The sequence below is a fragment of the Jiangella asiatica genome, assembly GCF_004349065.1.
Lineage (GTDB): Bacteria > Actinomycetota > Actinomycetes > Jiangellales > Jiangellaceae > Jiangella > Jiangella asiatica.
In genome coordinates, this window is sequence record NZ_SMKZ01000006.1 from 45,989 (window position 1) to 62,437 (window position 16,449).

Here is a 16,449-nt window from a genome sequence, read left to right on the forward strand (position 1 = left end):
GGAGTTCGCGGATCGAGTTCGAGGCGGTGCCGGGAACGCTACGACCTCGAGCGCGCTCCAGGTCAAGGCCGCGCACCGCCTGCCTCGTGCCGGCGGCGTCCACCGGTGACCCGGTCGCGCGGCGTACGCGATTTGCCGTAGAGAGGTGCCGATTCTGGGCGTACGTGCCGACGCTCCCGCGCCCCTAGCGTCACTAACATGCAGAATCGCGCCCTTGCCCGGTCCCTGATCGCCGCCGCCGCTGTCGCGGCCACGAGCCTCGCCGCGTCCGTCGTCGCCCCGCCGGCGGCTGCCGGGCAACCACCGGACCCGGGTGTCATCCGGGTCGATTCCGGGTGGCTGCGCGGCAGCGTCGCCGACGACCACGTGACCTACTCGGCCATCCCGTACGCCGCGCCCCCGGTCGGCGAACGTCGATGGCGAGCCCCGGCGCCTCCGCGGCCGTGGTCCGGCGTCCGCGACGCCACGGAACCGAGCACCCGCTGCCCCCAAGGCGACCCGGCCAACCTGGTCGGTGCCGAGGACTGCCTCTACCTGGACGTCACGGTGCCCCGGGACGCACGCCCCGGGGCGCGGCTGCCGGTGCTGGTGTGGCTGCACGGCGGCGGGTTCAACTCCGGCTCGGCTCAGGAGTTCGACGGCGCGCGGCTCGCCGTCTCCGGTGACCTGATCGTCGTCACCCCGAACTACCGGCTCGGCGCGCTCGGCTTCCTGGCCTCGTCGGAGCTCGAGGCCGGCGGCGGGAACTACGGCCTCATGGACCAGGCGGCCGTGCTTCGCTGGGTGCGCCGCAACGCCGCCCGCTTCGGCGGTGACCCGGGCAACGTGACCCTGGCCGGCCAGTCCGCCGGTGCCCGGTCGGTGTGCGCCCATCTCGCCGCGCCGATGTCGCGCGGCCTGTTCCACCGGGCGATCTCGCAGAGCGGCGCCTGTGACAACCAGGTGCCGACGCTGGCCGAGGCGCACGAGTTCGGCGATCGTGCCGCCGCGGAGCTCGGCTGCTCCACCGCCGACGACGTCGCGGCCTGCCTGCGTCAGCGCACCCCAGGTCAGCTCCTCGACACGCTCGACGACGTCGGCTGGGAGGTCGACGGCCGGGTGAGCGACCGGCCGTGGAACCCCGTCGCCGGGACACCGGTGCTGCCGCGGCAGCCGGGCGAGGCGCTGCGGGACGGGTCCGCCGCGCGGGTCCCTCTCCTGATCGGCGGCACCCGCGACGAGATGCGAGGATTCGTGCTGCGCGAGGCGGGCCTGACCGCGGATGGGTACCGCACGATGATGACCGGCACCTTCGGCGACGAAGCCGACGCCGTCCTCGCCGCGTACCCGGCGGCCGACTACGACAGCCCCGCGCTCGCCCTGGCGGCGGTGCTCGGCGACTGGGGCGGTTCCATCGGCGCCTGCCCGGTGCTCCGTTCCGCCGAGGCCGCAGCCGCGCGCCAGCCGGTCTTCGCCTACGAATTCGCCGAGGACAGCGGCCAGGCGCCAGGCGGCTACCCGCTGGGGTCCTACCATGGCCTCGACCTGCCCTACGTGTGGGATCTCGACCTGGCCCAGAACCCCTACCCGGATCTCACCGCCGAGCAGGAACGGATGTCGGAGACGATCATCGGCTACTGGTCGGCGTTCGCTGACACCGGCGACCCGAACGGCGCCGGCCGGCCGCACTGGCCCGCGTTCGGCACGACCGGGACGGTGATCGAGCTGTCGACGGCCGGCATCGCACCCACGCCGTTCGCCGATGACCACCGCTGCGACCTCTGGGCCGGCCTACCGCGCTGAGCACCCGACGAGGACGTGGTCGATCACACCGCCGACGACCAAGGAGGGGTGACGGACATGGGGCACGCGCGTGGGGCACGATCACCGTGATCATGGCCGTCTATCTGCGGTTTTTGCTGGCGCCTGAAAGCGGAAGGTCGGCGGATCGAACCCGCCCCTGTCCACCCCTTCGCCAGCGCATTCATTGGTCGCTGGTTGCCGTAGTCGACCGGCCCGGCCCGATGCCGGCGGACCGCTCGGCGAGCGGAGCCGCTCATCGGCAGGCTGGTGCCGTCCGTGGCCTGCTCAGCCAGGAATCGGGTTGATGGGTCCGGGGTCGTCGGTCTGCTTCGGACACCGCGCGCAGCCGATGTAACGGCTGCCGTCGTCGTTCGACTTGGACACCCATTTGTGCCACCCGAGCCGGCACCGCAATGGCTTTCGTGCCATCGACTCAGCATGCACCCACCGACCAGCAAGGGCAATGGCGATCCTCTTCTGTCCGGCGAGAAGGGCACGCCGCTCGACGTCGGTGAGCACGTCTGCGAGGAGCCGCTGGTGTCGGGACACCAGGCTGGTCCGGTCGATCCCCGCACTCCTGGCTCGCCCACCGCTCGGCGTGCTGAACGAGGAACGTCAGCACGTGCGGAGGCGCCGTGACCTCTCGCTTCCCGGGCGGGGTCTTCGGCTCCTTGTTGTACCGGACCGGGGACTCCAGCAGCTCGACGTGGTTCTCGCGCACCGACACCGTGCCCTTGGCCAAGTTCACATCCTCGCGGCGCATCCCACAGACCTCTCCCCGACGCAAGGCACACCACGCCGCGAGGACGACGGCGGCACGGTAGCGCTCTGGGCTGATGGTCGTGATCAGCTCCACCACCTGGTCAGCCGTAGCGATCTTGCGTTCACGCGACTTGACCGACCCAGCGCCAGGGATCATGCAGGGGTTCCGGATGATCGCGTCGTCGCGGACGGCGGCGTTCATGACGGCACGCAGGGACCGGTACGACGACTGCGCGATCGAGGTTTGCCACCCTTGCCACCGAGACTCCGAGCCAAGCGGACGTGGGGGAGGATCAGTGCATGCACTCAGTGACTGTGCGAGCCGATGATCAGACTTGCCTACACGTTGGCATCACGGGAAGCGGACCCGACGTCCTGGTCTTGTCGGGCGGCCCGGGATGCGTTCATTACCTCGAGCACGACGACATCGCGCCGCGGGGAGTGCGAGCGTGGTATCCAGAGCCACGCGGCGTGGGGCGCTCCGCCGGTGGCCCACATACCCTTGATCAGGCGGTGGCCGACCTTGAATCAGTCAGACGATTTGCGGAGATCGACAGCTGGGTGGTGCTTGGTCACTCCTGGGGCGCGGACCTGGCAGTTCGCTACGCCTTGGACCACCCCTCACGCGTCCGTTCAGTTGTCGGCGTAGCTGGTCACGGCCTTCACAAGGACCGCACCTGGTCCCAGATCTACGAGTCCTTGAAGCACACCGAACCCGTGATCGACATCGACTGGGACCCGATGGTCCACCGCGGGTTGAGTGCGTCGTTCGTGGAGTGGATCCACGAGTCGGACCTGCTCCGCCGCCTAGCTGATTGCCGGGTCCCAATGACCATCATCGCCGCCGAGCACGACATTCGCCCCTCATGGCCGCTGCGTCAGCTCGCAGCCCTGGTCCAGCGAGGCGTCTTCGTTGAGGCACCCGGCGTTCCTCACGACCTGTGGGCAACCCACCCGCAGGTATGGGTCGACGTTGTGACGAATGCTTGCCACAACTTCGACTAACCAGCGTTTTTCGGGGGTTGCCGGACATGAAGCATCCCGGTCTGTGCCATCTGAACGGTGTCAGCAAACGCGAAACCCTGTACAAGTGTCGACGGTCATCGTGAGGTCCGGGAGGGCGGTCAGCTGGGCTCCGGGCTGGTGGACACCAGGTCTGCGGGTTGGTGGACATCGGTTCTCCGGATGGCTGGTCAGTTCAGTGCGACCATCCCTTTCCCCGCGAGTGCTTTGGCGAGGCGGTGGCTGTCGCCCTTAGTGGTGGCGAGGTGGGCGTGGCGCAGTAGCCGGTCCACGGTAGCGGTGGCCAGGGTCTTGGGCATGATCGTGTCGAAGCTGCTGGAATGGATGCTGCTGGTGACTGCGATCGAGCGGCTCTCGTAGGCGGCGTCGACGATGCGGTAGGACGCCTCGCGGCGTCGGCGCCGGCGGGCAGCATGCCGATGTCGTCGACCACGATCAGGTCACAGCCGAAGATCTTGGAGATGGTGCGGGATGCGCCTCGGTCGTGAGCGTGAAGCCGGGGGTGCAGCACCCCCGGCTTCTGCAGCTCCAAACCGCCGTCGCGTTCGACCAGGCGGGCCAGCCTCGGGACCCCGTAAGACCTGACTTGGGCCACGAATCGGGCCTCAGGAGAGGCACGCCTCGCTGACCTGTGGGTTCGTAGCCGAGGCGGCGGAGCTTGTGCACTAAATCGTGCCCTATGGTTGTCCGGTGGCGTACATCCGCACCGTGAAGACCGCCTCCGAAGCTGAGCAGCTGGTCGGTGCGGTCACCGACACGCTGGACCTCGCCTACGGCCTGCACGTGACCGAAGCCACCCACATTCCCGTGGGCACAGCGACGGTCAACTATCTCGTCACCGACCGCTCGGGTGACCAGTGGTTCGCCAAGGTCTACCGCGACCGCACGGTCCTGCAGCGGGAGCGGGAGGCGGTAGAACTGGCCGAATTCGCCCGGGCGGGCCAGGTGCCGATTCCGGGCGTGCGCCGTACCCGCGAGGGCAAGCTGGTTGAGGACCTGGGGCGGGTGCCAATGTCGGTGTGGCAGTACATCGCCGACGCCGAAACCGCCGAAGGCGGACTCACCGGCGACCGGTGGCAGGCCGTCGGCGCCGTCCTGGGCAGGCTCCACCGCCGTCTTGCCGATCACCCTGCAGCCGCGTCCACGGCGCGCCCTGGGGCAGGGATACGCGACATGCAGCGGACCCGCGCCAGGTTCGACCGGCTGATCGCCGAGTACCACCGCCGCAGCACACATGACCCGTTCGAAGTGTGGGCCCTGGACGCTCTCGAGGAGCGCCGCGCCTTGCTGGACCGCGTCACCACCATCCTGGCGCGCCTGCCCGAGCTGACCGAGCAGATCGTGCACGGCGATCTTGCCTCGCCGAACCTTCTGCTGAGGGGCGACAACGTCGCGGCCGTGATCGATTTCCAGCCGCCGACGCCACGCTACGTGTCGTGGGAGATCGCCCGGATCGGGTGCGACCCCAGGACCATCCTGCTCGGCGACCAATGGGTCACCGGGCTTCCCGAACTCCTTGCCGCGTACCGGACGGAGTATCCAGCTGCCCGGCTGAACGACCTCATCTCCACAGTCGCCGTGGGCTGCGCATACACACTGGCCTCGACGTATCCACTCGCCGAACCACTGGACAACCCAAGCGCGGTCGAGGCATCCCTGCAGGCATACGGGCGAGCCCGGCACGAGGCGGCACTCGTGCTGCTGGACAAGGTCGACGAGACCCAGGACGTGCTGCGAGACCACCTCCGATGATTCACAGCCGGCCAGCACCTCAGGATCACGCGAGCACGTGCCGCCCCGGCGCTCTGGAACCCTTTGTACTGGCACCATCCGAGACGATCAAGACCCGCGCCGCTGCACGCGCCGCGACCTCAGTCACCTCCATGCCCGCCAACACAGCCCGCACAGCGTCCAGGCGCTGCTCGACCACCGACAACGCAACCAGTGCCAATCCCGGCCTCCCCGAGTCCGGGACGCCCCCACGGAGACGCCCCGAATCAGGGTGCCGATCACGACCGATGTCGGAGATCAACCGACGGACGCGTGTCGCACATCAGCCGACGGAGCACAGCCCGGCGACGGCAGTGCCTTGACGCAGTTGATGCTTGACGGATCAGTGCCACCTGATGCTCGACATCGTCTCTAGGACGCTGAGGGGTACGGCAATCCTGGAGCAGGCGTGCCTCGCCACGGAGCCCGAGCGGGCCCGTGGGCTCGTCTCACGAGTCCGGCCAGAGGGGCGTGCGCGTTGGGGTTTGACGAGGCTGGCGGCGGTGCGGAAACATATGAGTTGGGCGCGGCCTCCGCCTCACCTTCGTTGACCGGCCCCAGCCTGGTCTTGACTCAGAAGGCAAAGGGACTTCCTGTCTCGGGCCCCTCGTCCTGGTCAACTGCCTCGGACGGGATCGCTGGGGGGATCGCGTGCGAGTGCGTGGAAGGCCAGATGACAGCGCAGAGGAACCTCAAACGACGGGTTCGCGCCCGCGCCGCCAAGACCGGTGAGTCCTACGTGGCTGCCCTCCGGCACTTCCGTCCGACTCCGACAGGAGCAGACATGCCGGACACGACTCAGACCACCCTCCGCATCGCCGTCGCCCAGTCGACGGTTCGCGACGACCCCACCGACGCCGACGGCTTGCGTGCAAGCGCGGCCGAGGTCCGCCAACTGATGAAGGACGCGGCCGACGCTGGAGCCCGCCTCGTGCACTTCACCGAAGGCGCGATCTGCTTTCCGAGCAAGTTCGTGATGTCCGAACTCGGGCCGGACCAGGTCGGGCCGGCCGACTGGACTAAAGCCCAGTGGGCGGTGATCGAGGAGGAACAGGGCCAGATCGCCGCGTTGGCGGGCGAGCTCGGCATCTGGGTGGTGATCGCGTCGGTCCATCGCCTGCCGGCTCCGACGCTTCCGTACAACAGCCTGTACGTGGTCTCCGACCAAGGGACCGTCGCGGCACGGTACGACGAACGCACGCTCTCCAACACGAAGATCACCTACATGTACAGCGCCGGCGCCACACCGGTGACGTTCGAGGTCGACGGGTACCGGTTCGGCCTCGCGTTGGGCATGGACGCCCACTTCCCAGAGGTATTCACCGGGTATGAGCGCCTCGACGTCGACGGCGTGCTGACGTCCTACGAGTCGAGCGGCCTCCCCGGTCGGGAAACCGTGGCGACCGAGGTCCGCGGGTACGCCGCGGCCAACAGCTACTGGATCAGCCTCGCCGTGCCGGCCAACCCATCGGGACCGTACGCAGGTGTGATCGGTCCACGGGGCGGTTGGGCCGCTCGATGCCCGGCGGACGGCATGCCGGCCGTCGCCGTCACCGAGATTCACCGTGAGGACACTCTCAGCCCGCTCGCACGAGATTGGCGCCGACGGACCCGAAGTCGTATCACCTACTGAGCGGCGGCACGGCGGCGTGGCAGCACGTCGCGGACGGCTGGCTCACGGTTGTGGGTTCGGCCGTCTGCCGGTCTCGATGGGCCACCCACGTCGACGCCCGCAGAACATCGTCGACAACGACGGCCGATCTCGGGGCCTGGTGTCAAGCATCAACTGGCACGCGACTGTCAAGCATCACCCGCGACAGGACAGCCCGGCGACGGCAGTGTGATCCGCCAACAGATCCGCGACACATTTCCGTCAACTGATGTGCGACAGGCTAGGAGTCTGGGACCACCAAGCGCCGGCCAATGCACGGATCTGCAGATGTCCGAGCCCGGCCGGGCTGGGCTCCGATGCGCCGTGCATCGGTTCTGTTTGACTGGAGCCAACATGAGGACGCGCCTTCTCAAAACCCTCGCTCGCATCAATGAGCACCACCCGTGGTCGCACAACGATGCATATGCGCCCTTCGTGATCTACCACGCCTGGCGCGGAAGACGCGCTGGTGCCGTCACGGGCCTCGACGTCGGCTGCGGTACCGGCAGATTGCTTCGCAGGCTCGCGCGCGTCTTGCCGGAGGTCACCGGGATTGAACCCGACCCTGACGCTTCGAAGAAGGCGACCGCGTCCACGAAGGATCGTTCCAACGTCACGGTCGTTCAATCCGCCTTCCCTACAAGCGAACACTCCCGCTTTGACTTCGTCTCGATGGTCGCCGTACTCCATCACCTCCCCCTGCACCGAGGCATTCGCGCGGCACGAGAGGTCGTCACCCCGGGTGGCCGGTTGATCATCGTTGGCTGCTACCGCGACGAGCCACGCTCGCAGCGGTGGCTCGAACTTGTCTCACTGCTGATGAACCCGCTCATAGGCTTGGTCCTTCACCCGCGGCGTGCCTCTGAACCCCCCCGAGAGCATGACGGCCCCCGTAGCAGAGCCGACCGACTCATACACACAGATCAGAGGGGCCCTCCACGCATCGCTTCCCGGCGTCAAGGTTCGCCGCGGCCCCTTCTGGAGGTACACCGCAGTCTGGCTCGCACCGCCGAACTGACTCAAGGCATGCGCACGGATCTGCCGCGATCCGTGCTCGACTGCCGCAGATCAACTGGCGGACGAGTGTCGCGCATCAGCCGACGGAGGACAGCCCGGCGACGGCAGGCGTGGTCGGGTAGCGCCGACACGTTGCCGTGTCGGCGCCCCCTCAGAACCGGACGTGCGGATTTCTCCGCGCCACGGCTCAAGCAAGCCGCGAGGGCGTTGCGGGTGGAGTTGCCGGGTTCCTGCGTTGGCGTGCCCGGAGGCTGCGGTGGCAGGAAGCGTGTACGAGGCGTGTTCGTTCACCGTCCGGCGTGCCGGTTCGTCCGTGATGCGTCAGGTCGTTCATGGCGATCGCTCGACGGACGATGTGCAGCCACCATCGTTCCCACGCGAGCGGGGATTGTGGGGGCTGGTCGGCGACGAGGAGGTGGTCACCGCACAGTGGGCAGCGGCCGTCCTGCTTGGCGAGCAGGCGCAGGTTGAAGCTGTCCAGCGGCGGTTTGACCCGTCGGCGCCGGGTGGCCCAGTAGTCGGCCAGGTGGGGATCGTCGGGCGATGCCGCACCGGCGACGAGCTGGTGCCGGACGATGTTGGTCCAGGCGAACTTGACCAGGTAGGCGACGTCGCCGCGGGCGTTGATGACCCGATCGCGGGCGCCGAACACCCATCGGTCGTTCCTGAACCTGTTGAACTTGCCGAAATAGCGTCTGACGATCCACCTCTTCGGCTTGTTGGGGTGGCTGCGTTTGGCCCACCGGTAGGTGAGCCGCCACAGGTGGGTGTCCAGCTCGGCGAATATTCTGCTGGAGACCACCCCACGGTAGTAGGCGGCCCAGCCCCGGATGACCGGGTTGAGCCTGGCGATGATCGCCATCGCGTTCGAGCCACGCAGGCTGCGCATCTCGTCGGTGAGCCGTTTCCGTATCCGCCTGACCGCGTCGGCGCTGGGTTTGATCAGCAGTTTGCCGTTTCGGTAGCGGCGGACGTTGAATCCCAGATAGTCGAAACCTTCGCTGAGGTGCACGATTCGTGTCTTGTCCTCGTTGAAGGCCAGCCCCCTGGGCGCCAGCCACTCGGCTAACTGTGCCTTGACCTGCTCGGCCTGCCGCTGGGAGTGGCAGCACACGGTCACGTCGTCGGCGTATCGCACCACAACGGGGGAGCCCGCCACCGTTTCGGCACGCACGCCGGAGGTGTGGTAGCGGACTCCTGCGGCCTGTTCGAGTCCGTGCAACGCCACGTTCATCAGCAACGGGCTGATCACCCCACCCTGAGGCGAACCCTCCTCGGTGGGCGTGAGCGTTCCGTCCTCGATCACTCCGGCCTTCAACCAGCCCGCGATCATGTCCCTGGCGGGGAACGACCCGAGCGCGTCGAGAAGCCGCGAGTGAGCGATCCGATCGAACGCGGCGGCGAGATCGGCGTCCAGGATCCACACTCGTTTGGCGCGAGGCCCGCTGAGCGTGACGAACAAGGCGCCGACCGCGTCGGCGCAGCTGCGGCCTGGCCGGAACCCGTACGATCGGGGTTCGAACCGGGCCTCCCACTCCGGCTCCAGCGCGTTACGGACCCGTGCCTGGTGACAACGGTCCATGATCACTGGGATGCCGAGCGGGCGCAGTTTCGCGCTGTTGCCGGATTTCGGGATGTACACGCGCCGGACCGGCACTGGCTGCCAGGACGAGCGCGAGCGGTGCACCCGCTCCGCGACTCGCGCTCGTTGCGGCGACGACAAGGCGATCTCGCCGTCGATCCCAGCTGTCCGACGCCCGGTATTGCGTTGAGTGACCTGGCGCACGCTGACCAGCGTGTTCGACCAGGACCTCAGCATCAACTTCTGCAAGGACCGGACCGACGCCCAGTCCTGCTCCCGCGTCGCCGTGAAGATCCTCTGCCGCAGTCTGACTACGTTGCGCTCATGGTGGCGCCAGTCAATGGCGTCCCAATCCAGCGCGTCGTCCTCGGGTCCGTTCACTCCCAGAGCCGCCATCGCCGCGGCGAAAGCTATCTCCGTCATCGTGTCTAACGTGCCCCTTCGGTTCGTCAGGCCGTACAGCGTCGGCGTTCACCGGCTCACCTGCCCACGTCAGCGCCCTCTCGGGCCCGGCCGCCAGGGCCGGCATCCGGCCGGTTCCCCGCAGCCACCGCCAGGAGTAGCGGCCTGTCGGTTGCGGGTCCCGTCGCCTTTCGGCCGCCGGCATCTGCTTCTTGGGCATCCTGTCCCGCCGAGGAATTCCGCCCCTCTTACGATCGGCCTACCGGACCGACGGCCCGGACCACGACGGGGTTTCCACGTTCCACGCACACGAGCAACGACCGGGGTGGGTGCCCTCTCAACCCCGAGGCCAGCGGTGTTCTCGCGACCGGCTCTCACTGTCCGGTCGCCGCTTGCCGCCTCTTCCAGCGGCCAGGCCCTACCACCCTGGTCTTCATCCTGTCTTCCAGGGCTAGAAGTAACGAGGCATCATCAAGGGTTCACTGACGTTCACCCGTCCGGTCTTCCCCTCGCCCGGTTGCTCCCCCGGACAGAACGGAGGCCCTTAGGCTTGCACCCTGGGCTTCGCACCCCAACGGACAGGACCCGTCAGCGCACGCCAGGGCGGGGATCGATCTCGAACACTGATCGAGAACTACGCATCCGGCATAACCGGCCTCCAACCTGCGAGTTCACTCGCCATACGCGACTTCGTGTCGCACGCGAGAACTTTCTTTACTCCGTCAAGGCGGCTCGGCTTTGGGCCGGGTCGGGCATGCGGCCTGGCGGCCGGTCGCTCCCGCGGCCCGGCCGGCGGCCGCGGGACATGCAGAAGGCCGGCGACGGAGAGTCGTTCCACCATCGCCGGCCAAACTGTCGACCGAGCCCTGCCGATCAGGAGGCGTCCCCCTCACGCCGCCATGATCCGGCCTGCACTGCGCGAGTCAAGGGCACTGCGCTGCGCTCCGTGTCGCTACGCGATCGACTACGTCGACCCTGGACACGCTCCGCGGCGGCCCCGGAAGGCGGCAGTTACGAGGGCGACGCCGGAGAGTGGCCACGCCCTCGCGCTGCACGATCTACGCGGCGGGGTCGCTGTCGATGAAGCGGCGCAGCTCGTCGGCGTCGGAGATGAGCCGGTTCACCGCGTCCTTCAGTGTGGCGTTCTCCCGAGCCGCCAGAGTGTTCAGCACCCATCCGCGGATCAGCGCCGACACCGGGAGCTCGGCCTCACGAGCGATCTGCTCGATCTTCGCGAACTCCGCTGCCGGCAACCGCACCGACTGCACGACCGACCCGGCCAGGTTCGGTTGAGTCCCCACCACACTTTCGGGATAGGGCTCCTCCCTGGTCGCCTCGGACTCTTCCTGGATCTCCTTGATCTTGTCTTCGATCCTGCTCATGCTCGCCTCCTTCGCATGTACTCCCGCCGGTCGCTGCTGTTCGACGGCCACCCGTTCGCGCCCCACAGCCACGACACGGCCGGGTCGCGGACCAGGATCACCGTCAACAGCTCCTCTCGTGACCGGCACAACCCGATGACCCGGATGCTGTCGCCGGACTTGCTCTTCGGGTCCGGGTCCATCACCCATGCCAGCGGGTCGGCCAGCGCCTCGTTTGCCTCCTGAACACTGACCTGGTGGCGGTCCCACATGTGCGCGGCACCGTGCGTCCAGTCCACATTCATCTACTACAACCCTACTACGAGTAGTGACATTCGTCATTCCGATGCCGTACTGCGTCCAGCTCCGTCGCTCGCTCGGCTGCCTCGGTCAGCGCGGCCGCGATGTCAGGCACGGACGCGGCGGCGAACAGGTAGCCGGCCGTCGACGCCCACGGAGTTGTCACTGTCAGCTCGACGCACACCGACGCTCGCGGCTGGACGCGTTGGGCGAGGTTCACGCCGACCAGGCCCGCGCCGCGGATCCCACCTGGTACCGATGCGAGGTACTTGCGGTGCACCGTGTGCGTGCCGGTCTCGTCGCACCACTTCACCTGACACGCCGCGTTGCGGTCCTTGGCCCCGATCACGGCCGGCGCTCCTGCTCATCGATGTACAGCTGGCGCACGGCTTCGAGCGACGAGCGCAACTCGTCCAGCCGGTCGGCCAGCTCCGGGATCCCGGACAACGGCCCGGCGTTCTGTTCGATCAACGCCATCGAGCGTTCCAGCGTCTCGATGTGGTCCTCGACCATGAGCGCACGGGCGGCGGCACGATCGAGCCGGCCACGGAACCCGATCACGAGGCCGCCCCAGCGCCGGTAGAGCCGGTCCAGCCGCTCGATGATCTGATCGTCAGTCATTCCCGGCAGGTACGCCCTTGCATCCGCGAGGATGGTCGGAGTCCAACCGGCCCGCTGAACGATAGTGCCGATGCGGTGCAGCTCGTCGGCCAGCTGGTGCGCGTCGGCCGCGGTGAGTCCGAAGTGCGCGTACTCCTCGGAGCCCTCCGGGCGGATCGTCACATCGATGGTCGGGCCTTCTTCGTCGTGGTACGCGACGATCTCGCCGACGTCGGGATGCACGAACGGTGCACGGGTGATGATCTCTCGCTTCTTCGGCTTCGGTACGGTGACCATGGGTCTCCTCCTGGCTAGTACAGGGTGGGATCAAGTCCCCGGACCGGTGTTCGCGCACCGGCCGGGGGCGACTACAAGGGATGAGGTCGATCCCAGCTGCGGGAGGGCCACGCGCCCGGCGCACGATGAGCGCGATGCGGCGTGACGGGCGGAGTTCGGCTCGCTGACTCAGACGGCGCGAGCGGATGGATCGCCGTGCCCCCGGCGTGCCCCAAGGGGCGGATACGGCCGGGGAATCACGGTCAACTGCGGCAACGAACGAGAGATGTTCGTGCTGGTGAAGGGGTGGACAGGGGCGGGTTCGATCCGCCGACCTTCCGCTTTTCAGGCGGACGCTCTTCCAACTGAGCTACCTGTCCTTGCGTTGGCGGCACGAGTTTAGCCGACAGCGCCGCCCGGGATGAAATCGACCCGACCGGGCCGATCAGGGCTCGCGGCGGGAGCGTTCGTCGAGCTGGGCGAGGTAGGCGTTGTAGGCGGTGCGCTCGGCTTCGTCGTCGCCTTCGCGGCGGTCGAAGCGGCGGGCTTCGCGTTCGTCGGAGCGGTACCACTGGACGAAGAGGACGCCGATGACGAGCAGCCCGGGCAGCTCGCCGAAGCCCCACGTTATCTGGCCGCCGAGGATCTGGTCATCCAGCGTGTCCGGCAGCCAGGTGATCTCCTCGCCCAGCTCACGGTAGTAGTCGCCGGCGATGAGGCGGGAGGACTCCATGAGGGCGAGGCCGAACACGGCGTGGAAGACCATGCCCAGCAGTTGCAGCACCACCCGGGCCGGGAACGGTGGCCGTTTGGGGAGCGGGTCGATGCCGATGAGCATCTCGAAGAAGATGTATCCCACGACCAGGAAGTGCACACTCATGAGCATGTGGCCGGTGTGCTGGCGCATCGCCGACTCGAACAGGCCGGTGAAGTAGACCGTGAACGACCCGGACACGAACAGCGCCAGCGCCACCACGGGATGCGTGAGCACCCGGGCGACCGGGCTGTTGACGGCGGCCATGATGATCTCACGCGGTCCGGTATCGCCGCGCCGGGCCGGCCGGATGGCGCGCAGTGCCAGGGTGATCGGCCCGCCGAGCACCAGCAGGATCGGGCTGACCATCATGAGGATCATGTGCTGGACCATGTGCACCGAGAACATCGTCATGCCGTAGGTCATCAGCCCGGTCAGCCCGGCGAAGGCGACCGTGGCGACGCCGGCCATCCAGGCGATGGTGCGGCCGACGGGCCAGCGGTCGCCGCGGCGGTGCAGGCGCCAGACGCCGCCGGCATAGAGCAGCACGGCGGCCAGGCAGCCGAGGGCGAACAGCGCGTCCGGGTAGGTCTGCGTGAACAGCCGGCCGGCGCTGAACTCCGGCGGGATCGGGAACCCGATGAGCGACCGGACCGGCGTGATGACCTCGGGGATCTCCGGCGTCGGCGGCTCGGTGCGGCTCAGCGCGACGGCCATGCCGAGGGCGGCGGCCATGATGACGATCTCGCCGGCCGCCAGCCGGCGGAACGCGCCGGGCCGTCCGGCCTCGACCAGAGCCAGGGTCCGGCGACGGTGCTGGAAGCCGAACCAGCCGAGTGCGAGGAGCGCCATCGCCTTGCCGACGATGATCAGCCCGTACGCGGACGTGAACACCTCGCCGAGCGACGGGACCCGCACCCACGCGTTGAGTACGCCGCTCGCGGCCACCATGGCGAAGCACCCGAGCGCGACGGACGAGAAGGCCTTGGTCGCGCGGGGTAGTTCGCGTCCGCGCCTGCCGGCGTACCAGGCGACGGCGACCAGGCCACCGACCCACAGCGCCATCCCGATCAGGTGCACCAGCAGCGACACCCGGGCCGAGTGGTGGTAGTCGCCGGACGACGAGTGGCCGATGAGCCCCATGGGGACCAAGGTCGCGATGCCGAGGCACAGCAGCGCGATCGCCCCGCCGTGCCCGAGCGTGAGCCGCGCCGCCGGGATGATCGTGAGGGCGAGCACGACGGTGGCCGCGTACGCTCGCCCCTGCTCGACGCTCGACGTGTAGGAGACGAACGAGTCGCCGACCAGAGCGTCCTGCAGCGGCCGGCCCACCAGGTCGGACAGGGTGAGCAGGTGTACGACGGCGGCCCCGGCGGCCAGCACGAGCGCCGACCACGACGCCGCGCGCAGGGCCCGCAGCGCCTCGCCACCCAGCTCACCTTTGCGCACCGGCAGGATCACCGCGAGCCCGAGCAGCCCGACGGTGACCGCGCCGGCGCCGTCGAGCACGGCCTTGGCGATCGGCAGGCCCCAGCGGGTCACCTCGCCGGGGTCGCCCAGGCCGGGGATCACGGCGGTGGTGCCGCCGCCGCCCACGACGAGGGCCACGACCAGCGTGACCAGGGCGACGGCGACCGCCGCGACGCCCCACTGGCGGGTGGGCGGCACGATGTCGGTGGTCGGGCTCGCGGTGTTCATCAGCTGCCAGTGTCCTCCGGTTGGCCGCGCCGCCGCCCACCGGCCGCCAGGAAGGCGACGACGGCGACGACGGCGGCCGCGGCGACGATCACCAGGACGATCGTGGTGGAGCCCAGGCCGCCGTCGTCCTCCGACGAGCCGGCCGGGGTGACCGTGCCGGAGGTCGGCGACGGGGTCGGCTCACCGTCCCCGGTCGTCGTCGACGGTGTCGGCTCGCCCGTGCCGGTGGTCGGTGCCGCGGGCTCCGTCGTCGGAGGCTCGGCGGCAGCGGCGGCGACGCTGAAGGAGATCGTCCCGGAGATCGGGTGGCCGTCGGACGAGACGATCCGGTACGCGATCGTGTAGTCGCCGTCCGGCAGCTCGTGCACGGCCTGCGTGACGGTCGGCCCGACCACCGTCGGTGCGCCGTCCTGGTGCTCGCCCTCCTCCGCGTCGAGCACCGTCACCTGGGCGAACTCGGTGGAGACCGGGTTGTTGAATGTCAGCTCGACAGCGGTGAGTGGCGTGCCGACGACGGCGCCCTCCTCCGGCGAGCTGGACACCAGCACGTCGTGGGCCGCCGCCGGTGGGGCGGCCACCAGCGTGAGCCCGGCGGCCGGGGCCGCGGCGAGTGCCGCGACCCCGACGATGGCGGCGAGCCTACGCACGGCGCCGTCGCAGAGCCGCGGCACCGATGCCCAGGCCGGCGGCACCGACGACCACGCCGCCGATGCCCACGCCACGGGCCAGCCCGTCCGTCGTGTCCTCCGACGCTTCCGACGATCCCGAGGTGTCCGAGGACTCCGAGGTGTCGTCGACGGAGTGTGCGTCGTCGCCGCCCTCGACCGGCTCCTCGGCTTCGACGACGGTGAGCTCCGGCGCCGGCCGCTCAGGCTCCTCGCCGCCCTCGACCGGCTCCTCCGCCCAGGCGACGACCTCGCCGTCGTCGTAGGTCTGGGTGGCGGGGAGGTAGTACGTGCCGGGGTCCGGCAGCGGTCCGACGGAGATGGCGAACTCGTCGAACTCGTCCGGGCCGATGCGCACGCCGGGGTCTGCGGTCCAGGTGACGGAGGTGACAGCCTCCTCGAGGACGCGGTCGCCGACCTCGACCGGCTCGGGGAACTGCGTGCGGGTGAGCTCCGCCGTCCAGCCTGGCCGCGGTTGGACGCGGACCGACGCGAACGGGGTGTCGGCGGGCAGGTCGAGCTGGACCTGCACGGTGCCGGCCGTGTCGGACTCGTTCGGGACCCGCACGGTGATCTTGGAGTAGGAGCCGGAGGTGTCGACGTCCGGGCGGATCGTCACGTGCGCGGACGCGGTGGCGGTCAGCGCCAAGCCGGCGGCGACGGCTCCGGCGGCGGCGAGCGTTGCGCGCGCGACGGCGCGCCGATGGATGATCATGAGTTGACGTCCCTTGTGGTGGGTTGTGGAGAGCCGGCACACCGGGTGCCGGTCGTAAGCAATGCGGGAACCGCGGAATACGCGGGCGCGC

12 protein-coding genes, 1 tRNA gene and 2 pseudogenes are annotated in these 16,449 nt (G+C 69.0%); 5 read left to right on the forward strand and 10 right to left on the reverse strand.

Features of this window, described 5'->3' with window-relative positions:
* Positions 1-198: 198 nt before the first annotated feature.
* Positions 199-1,782, forward strand: a complete 1,584-nt coding sequence (locus E1269_RS06255) for a carboxylesterase/lipase family protein (protein WP_131892493.1) — start codon at positions 199-201, stop codon at positions 1,780-1,782.
* A gap of 1,062 nt (positions 1,783-2,844) precedes the next feature.
* Positions 2,845-3,549: an alpha/beta fold hydrolase gene (locus tag E1269_RS06265; RefSeq protein ID WP_131892505.1), complete on the forward strand. Its 705-nt coding sequence runs from the start codon at positions 2,845-2,847 to the stop codon at positions 3,547-3,549.
* Positions 3,550-3,737: 188 nt separating this feature from the next.
* On the opposite strand, the pseudogene E1269_RS34545 reads toward E1269_RS06265, so the two are convergent.
* Positions 3,738-4,051, reverse strand: a pseudogene (locus tag E1269_RS34545) (ATP-binding protein); the annotation flags it as partial.
* 206 nt (positions 4,052-4,257) lie between these two features.
* Here E1269_RS34545 and E1269_RS06275 point away from each other — a divergent pair.
* From E1269_RS06275 to E1269_RS34170, 3 genes and pseudogenes are all read left to right on the forward strand, one after another.
* The gene (locus E1269_RS06275) at positions 4,258-5,319 is read left to right on the forward strand and encodes a phosphotransferase enzyme family protein (RefSeq protein ID WP_203433016.1); all 1,062 of its coding nucleotides are present in this window, start codon (positions 4,258-4,260) and stop codon (positions 5,317-5,319) included.
* 802 nt (positions 5,320-6,121) lie between these two features.
* Positions 6,122-6,970, forward strand: a complete 849-nt coding sequence (locus E1269_RS06280; protein WP_203433018.1) for a carbon-nitrogen hydrolase family protein — start codon at positions 6,122-6,124, stop codon at positions 6,968-6,970.
* Positions 6,971-7,342: 372 nt separating this feature from the next.
* Positions 7,343-7,699, forward strand: a pseudogene (locus E1269_RS34170) (class I SAM-dependent methyltransferase); the annotation flags it as partial.
* Between the two features lie 493 nt (positions 7,700-8,192).
* On the opposite strand, the gene ltrA reads toward E1269_RS34170, so the two are convergent.
* From ltrA to E1269_RS06330, 9 genes are all read right to left on the reverse strand, one after another.
* Positions 8,193-10,010, reverse strand: a complete 1,818-nt coding sequence (gene ltrA / locus E1269_RS06290) for a group II intron reverse transcriptase/maturase (RefSeq protein ID WP_476702865.1) — start codon at positions 10,008-10,010, stop codon at positions 8,193-8,195.
* Positions 10,011-11,047: 1,037 nt separating this feature from the next.
* Positions 11,048-11,371, reverse strand: a complete 324-nt coding sequence (locus E1269_RS06295; RefSeq protein ID WP_131892511.1) for a hypothetical protein — start codon at positions 11,369-11,371, stop codon at positions 11,048-11,050.
* On the reverse strand, positions 11,368-11,655 hold the full coding sequence (locus E1269_RS06300) for a transposase (protein ID WP_131892513.1): 288 nt from the start codon (positions 11,653-11,655) through the stop codon (positions 11,368-11,370). Before E1269_RS06300 ends, E1269_RS06295 begins: the two co-directional genes overlap by 4 nt.
* Before the next feature lie 14 nt (positions 11,656-11,669).
* Entirely contained in the window at positions 11,670-11,999 is a 330-nt protein-coding gene (locus E1269_RS06305; RefSeq protein WP_131892515.1) for a hypothetical protein, read from the reverse strand.
* Complete coding sequence (locus E1269_RS06310; RefSeq protein ID WP_131892517.1) at positions 11,996-12,547, reverse strand: hypothetical protein; 552 nt, start codon at positions 12,545-12,547, stop codon at positions 11,996-11,998. The genes E1269_RS06305 and E1269_RS06310 overlap by 4 nt, the downstream gene beginning before the upstream one ends.
* A 286-nt stretch (positions 12,548-12,833) precedes the next feature.
* Positions 12,834-12,906: transfer RNA gene (locus tag E1269_RS06315), tRNA-Phe, on the reverse strand.
* Between the two features lie 65 nt (positions 12,907-12,971).
* Complete coding sequence (locus E1269_RS06320; RefSeq protein WP_131892519.1) at positions 12,972-14,978, reverse strand: bifunctional copper resistance protein CopD/cytochrome c oxidase assembly protein; 2,007 nt, start codon at positions 14,976-14,978, stop codon at positions 12,972-12,974.
* Positions 14,978-15,625 (reverse strand): copper resistance CopC family protein, encoded by a 648-nt coding sequence (locus E1269_RS06325; RefSeq protein ID WP_162606255.1) that lies wholly within the window; start codon positions 15,623-15,625, stop codon positions 14,978-14,980. The genes E1269_RS06320 and E1269_RS06325 overlap by 1 nt, the downstream gene beginning before the upstream one ends.
* Positions 15,618-16,358, reverse strand: a complete 741-nt coding sequence (locus E1269_RS06330) for a YcnI family copper-binding membrane protein (protein ID WP_131892523.1) — start codon at positions 16,356-16,358, stop codon at positions 15,618-15,620. The genes E1269_RS06325 and E1269_RS06330 overlap by 8 nt, the downstream gene beginning before the upstream one ends.
* Positions 16,359-16,449: the final 91 nt, after the last annotated feature.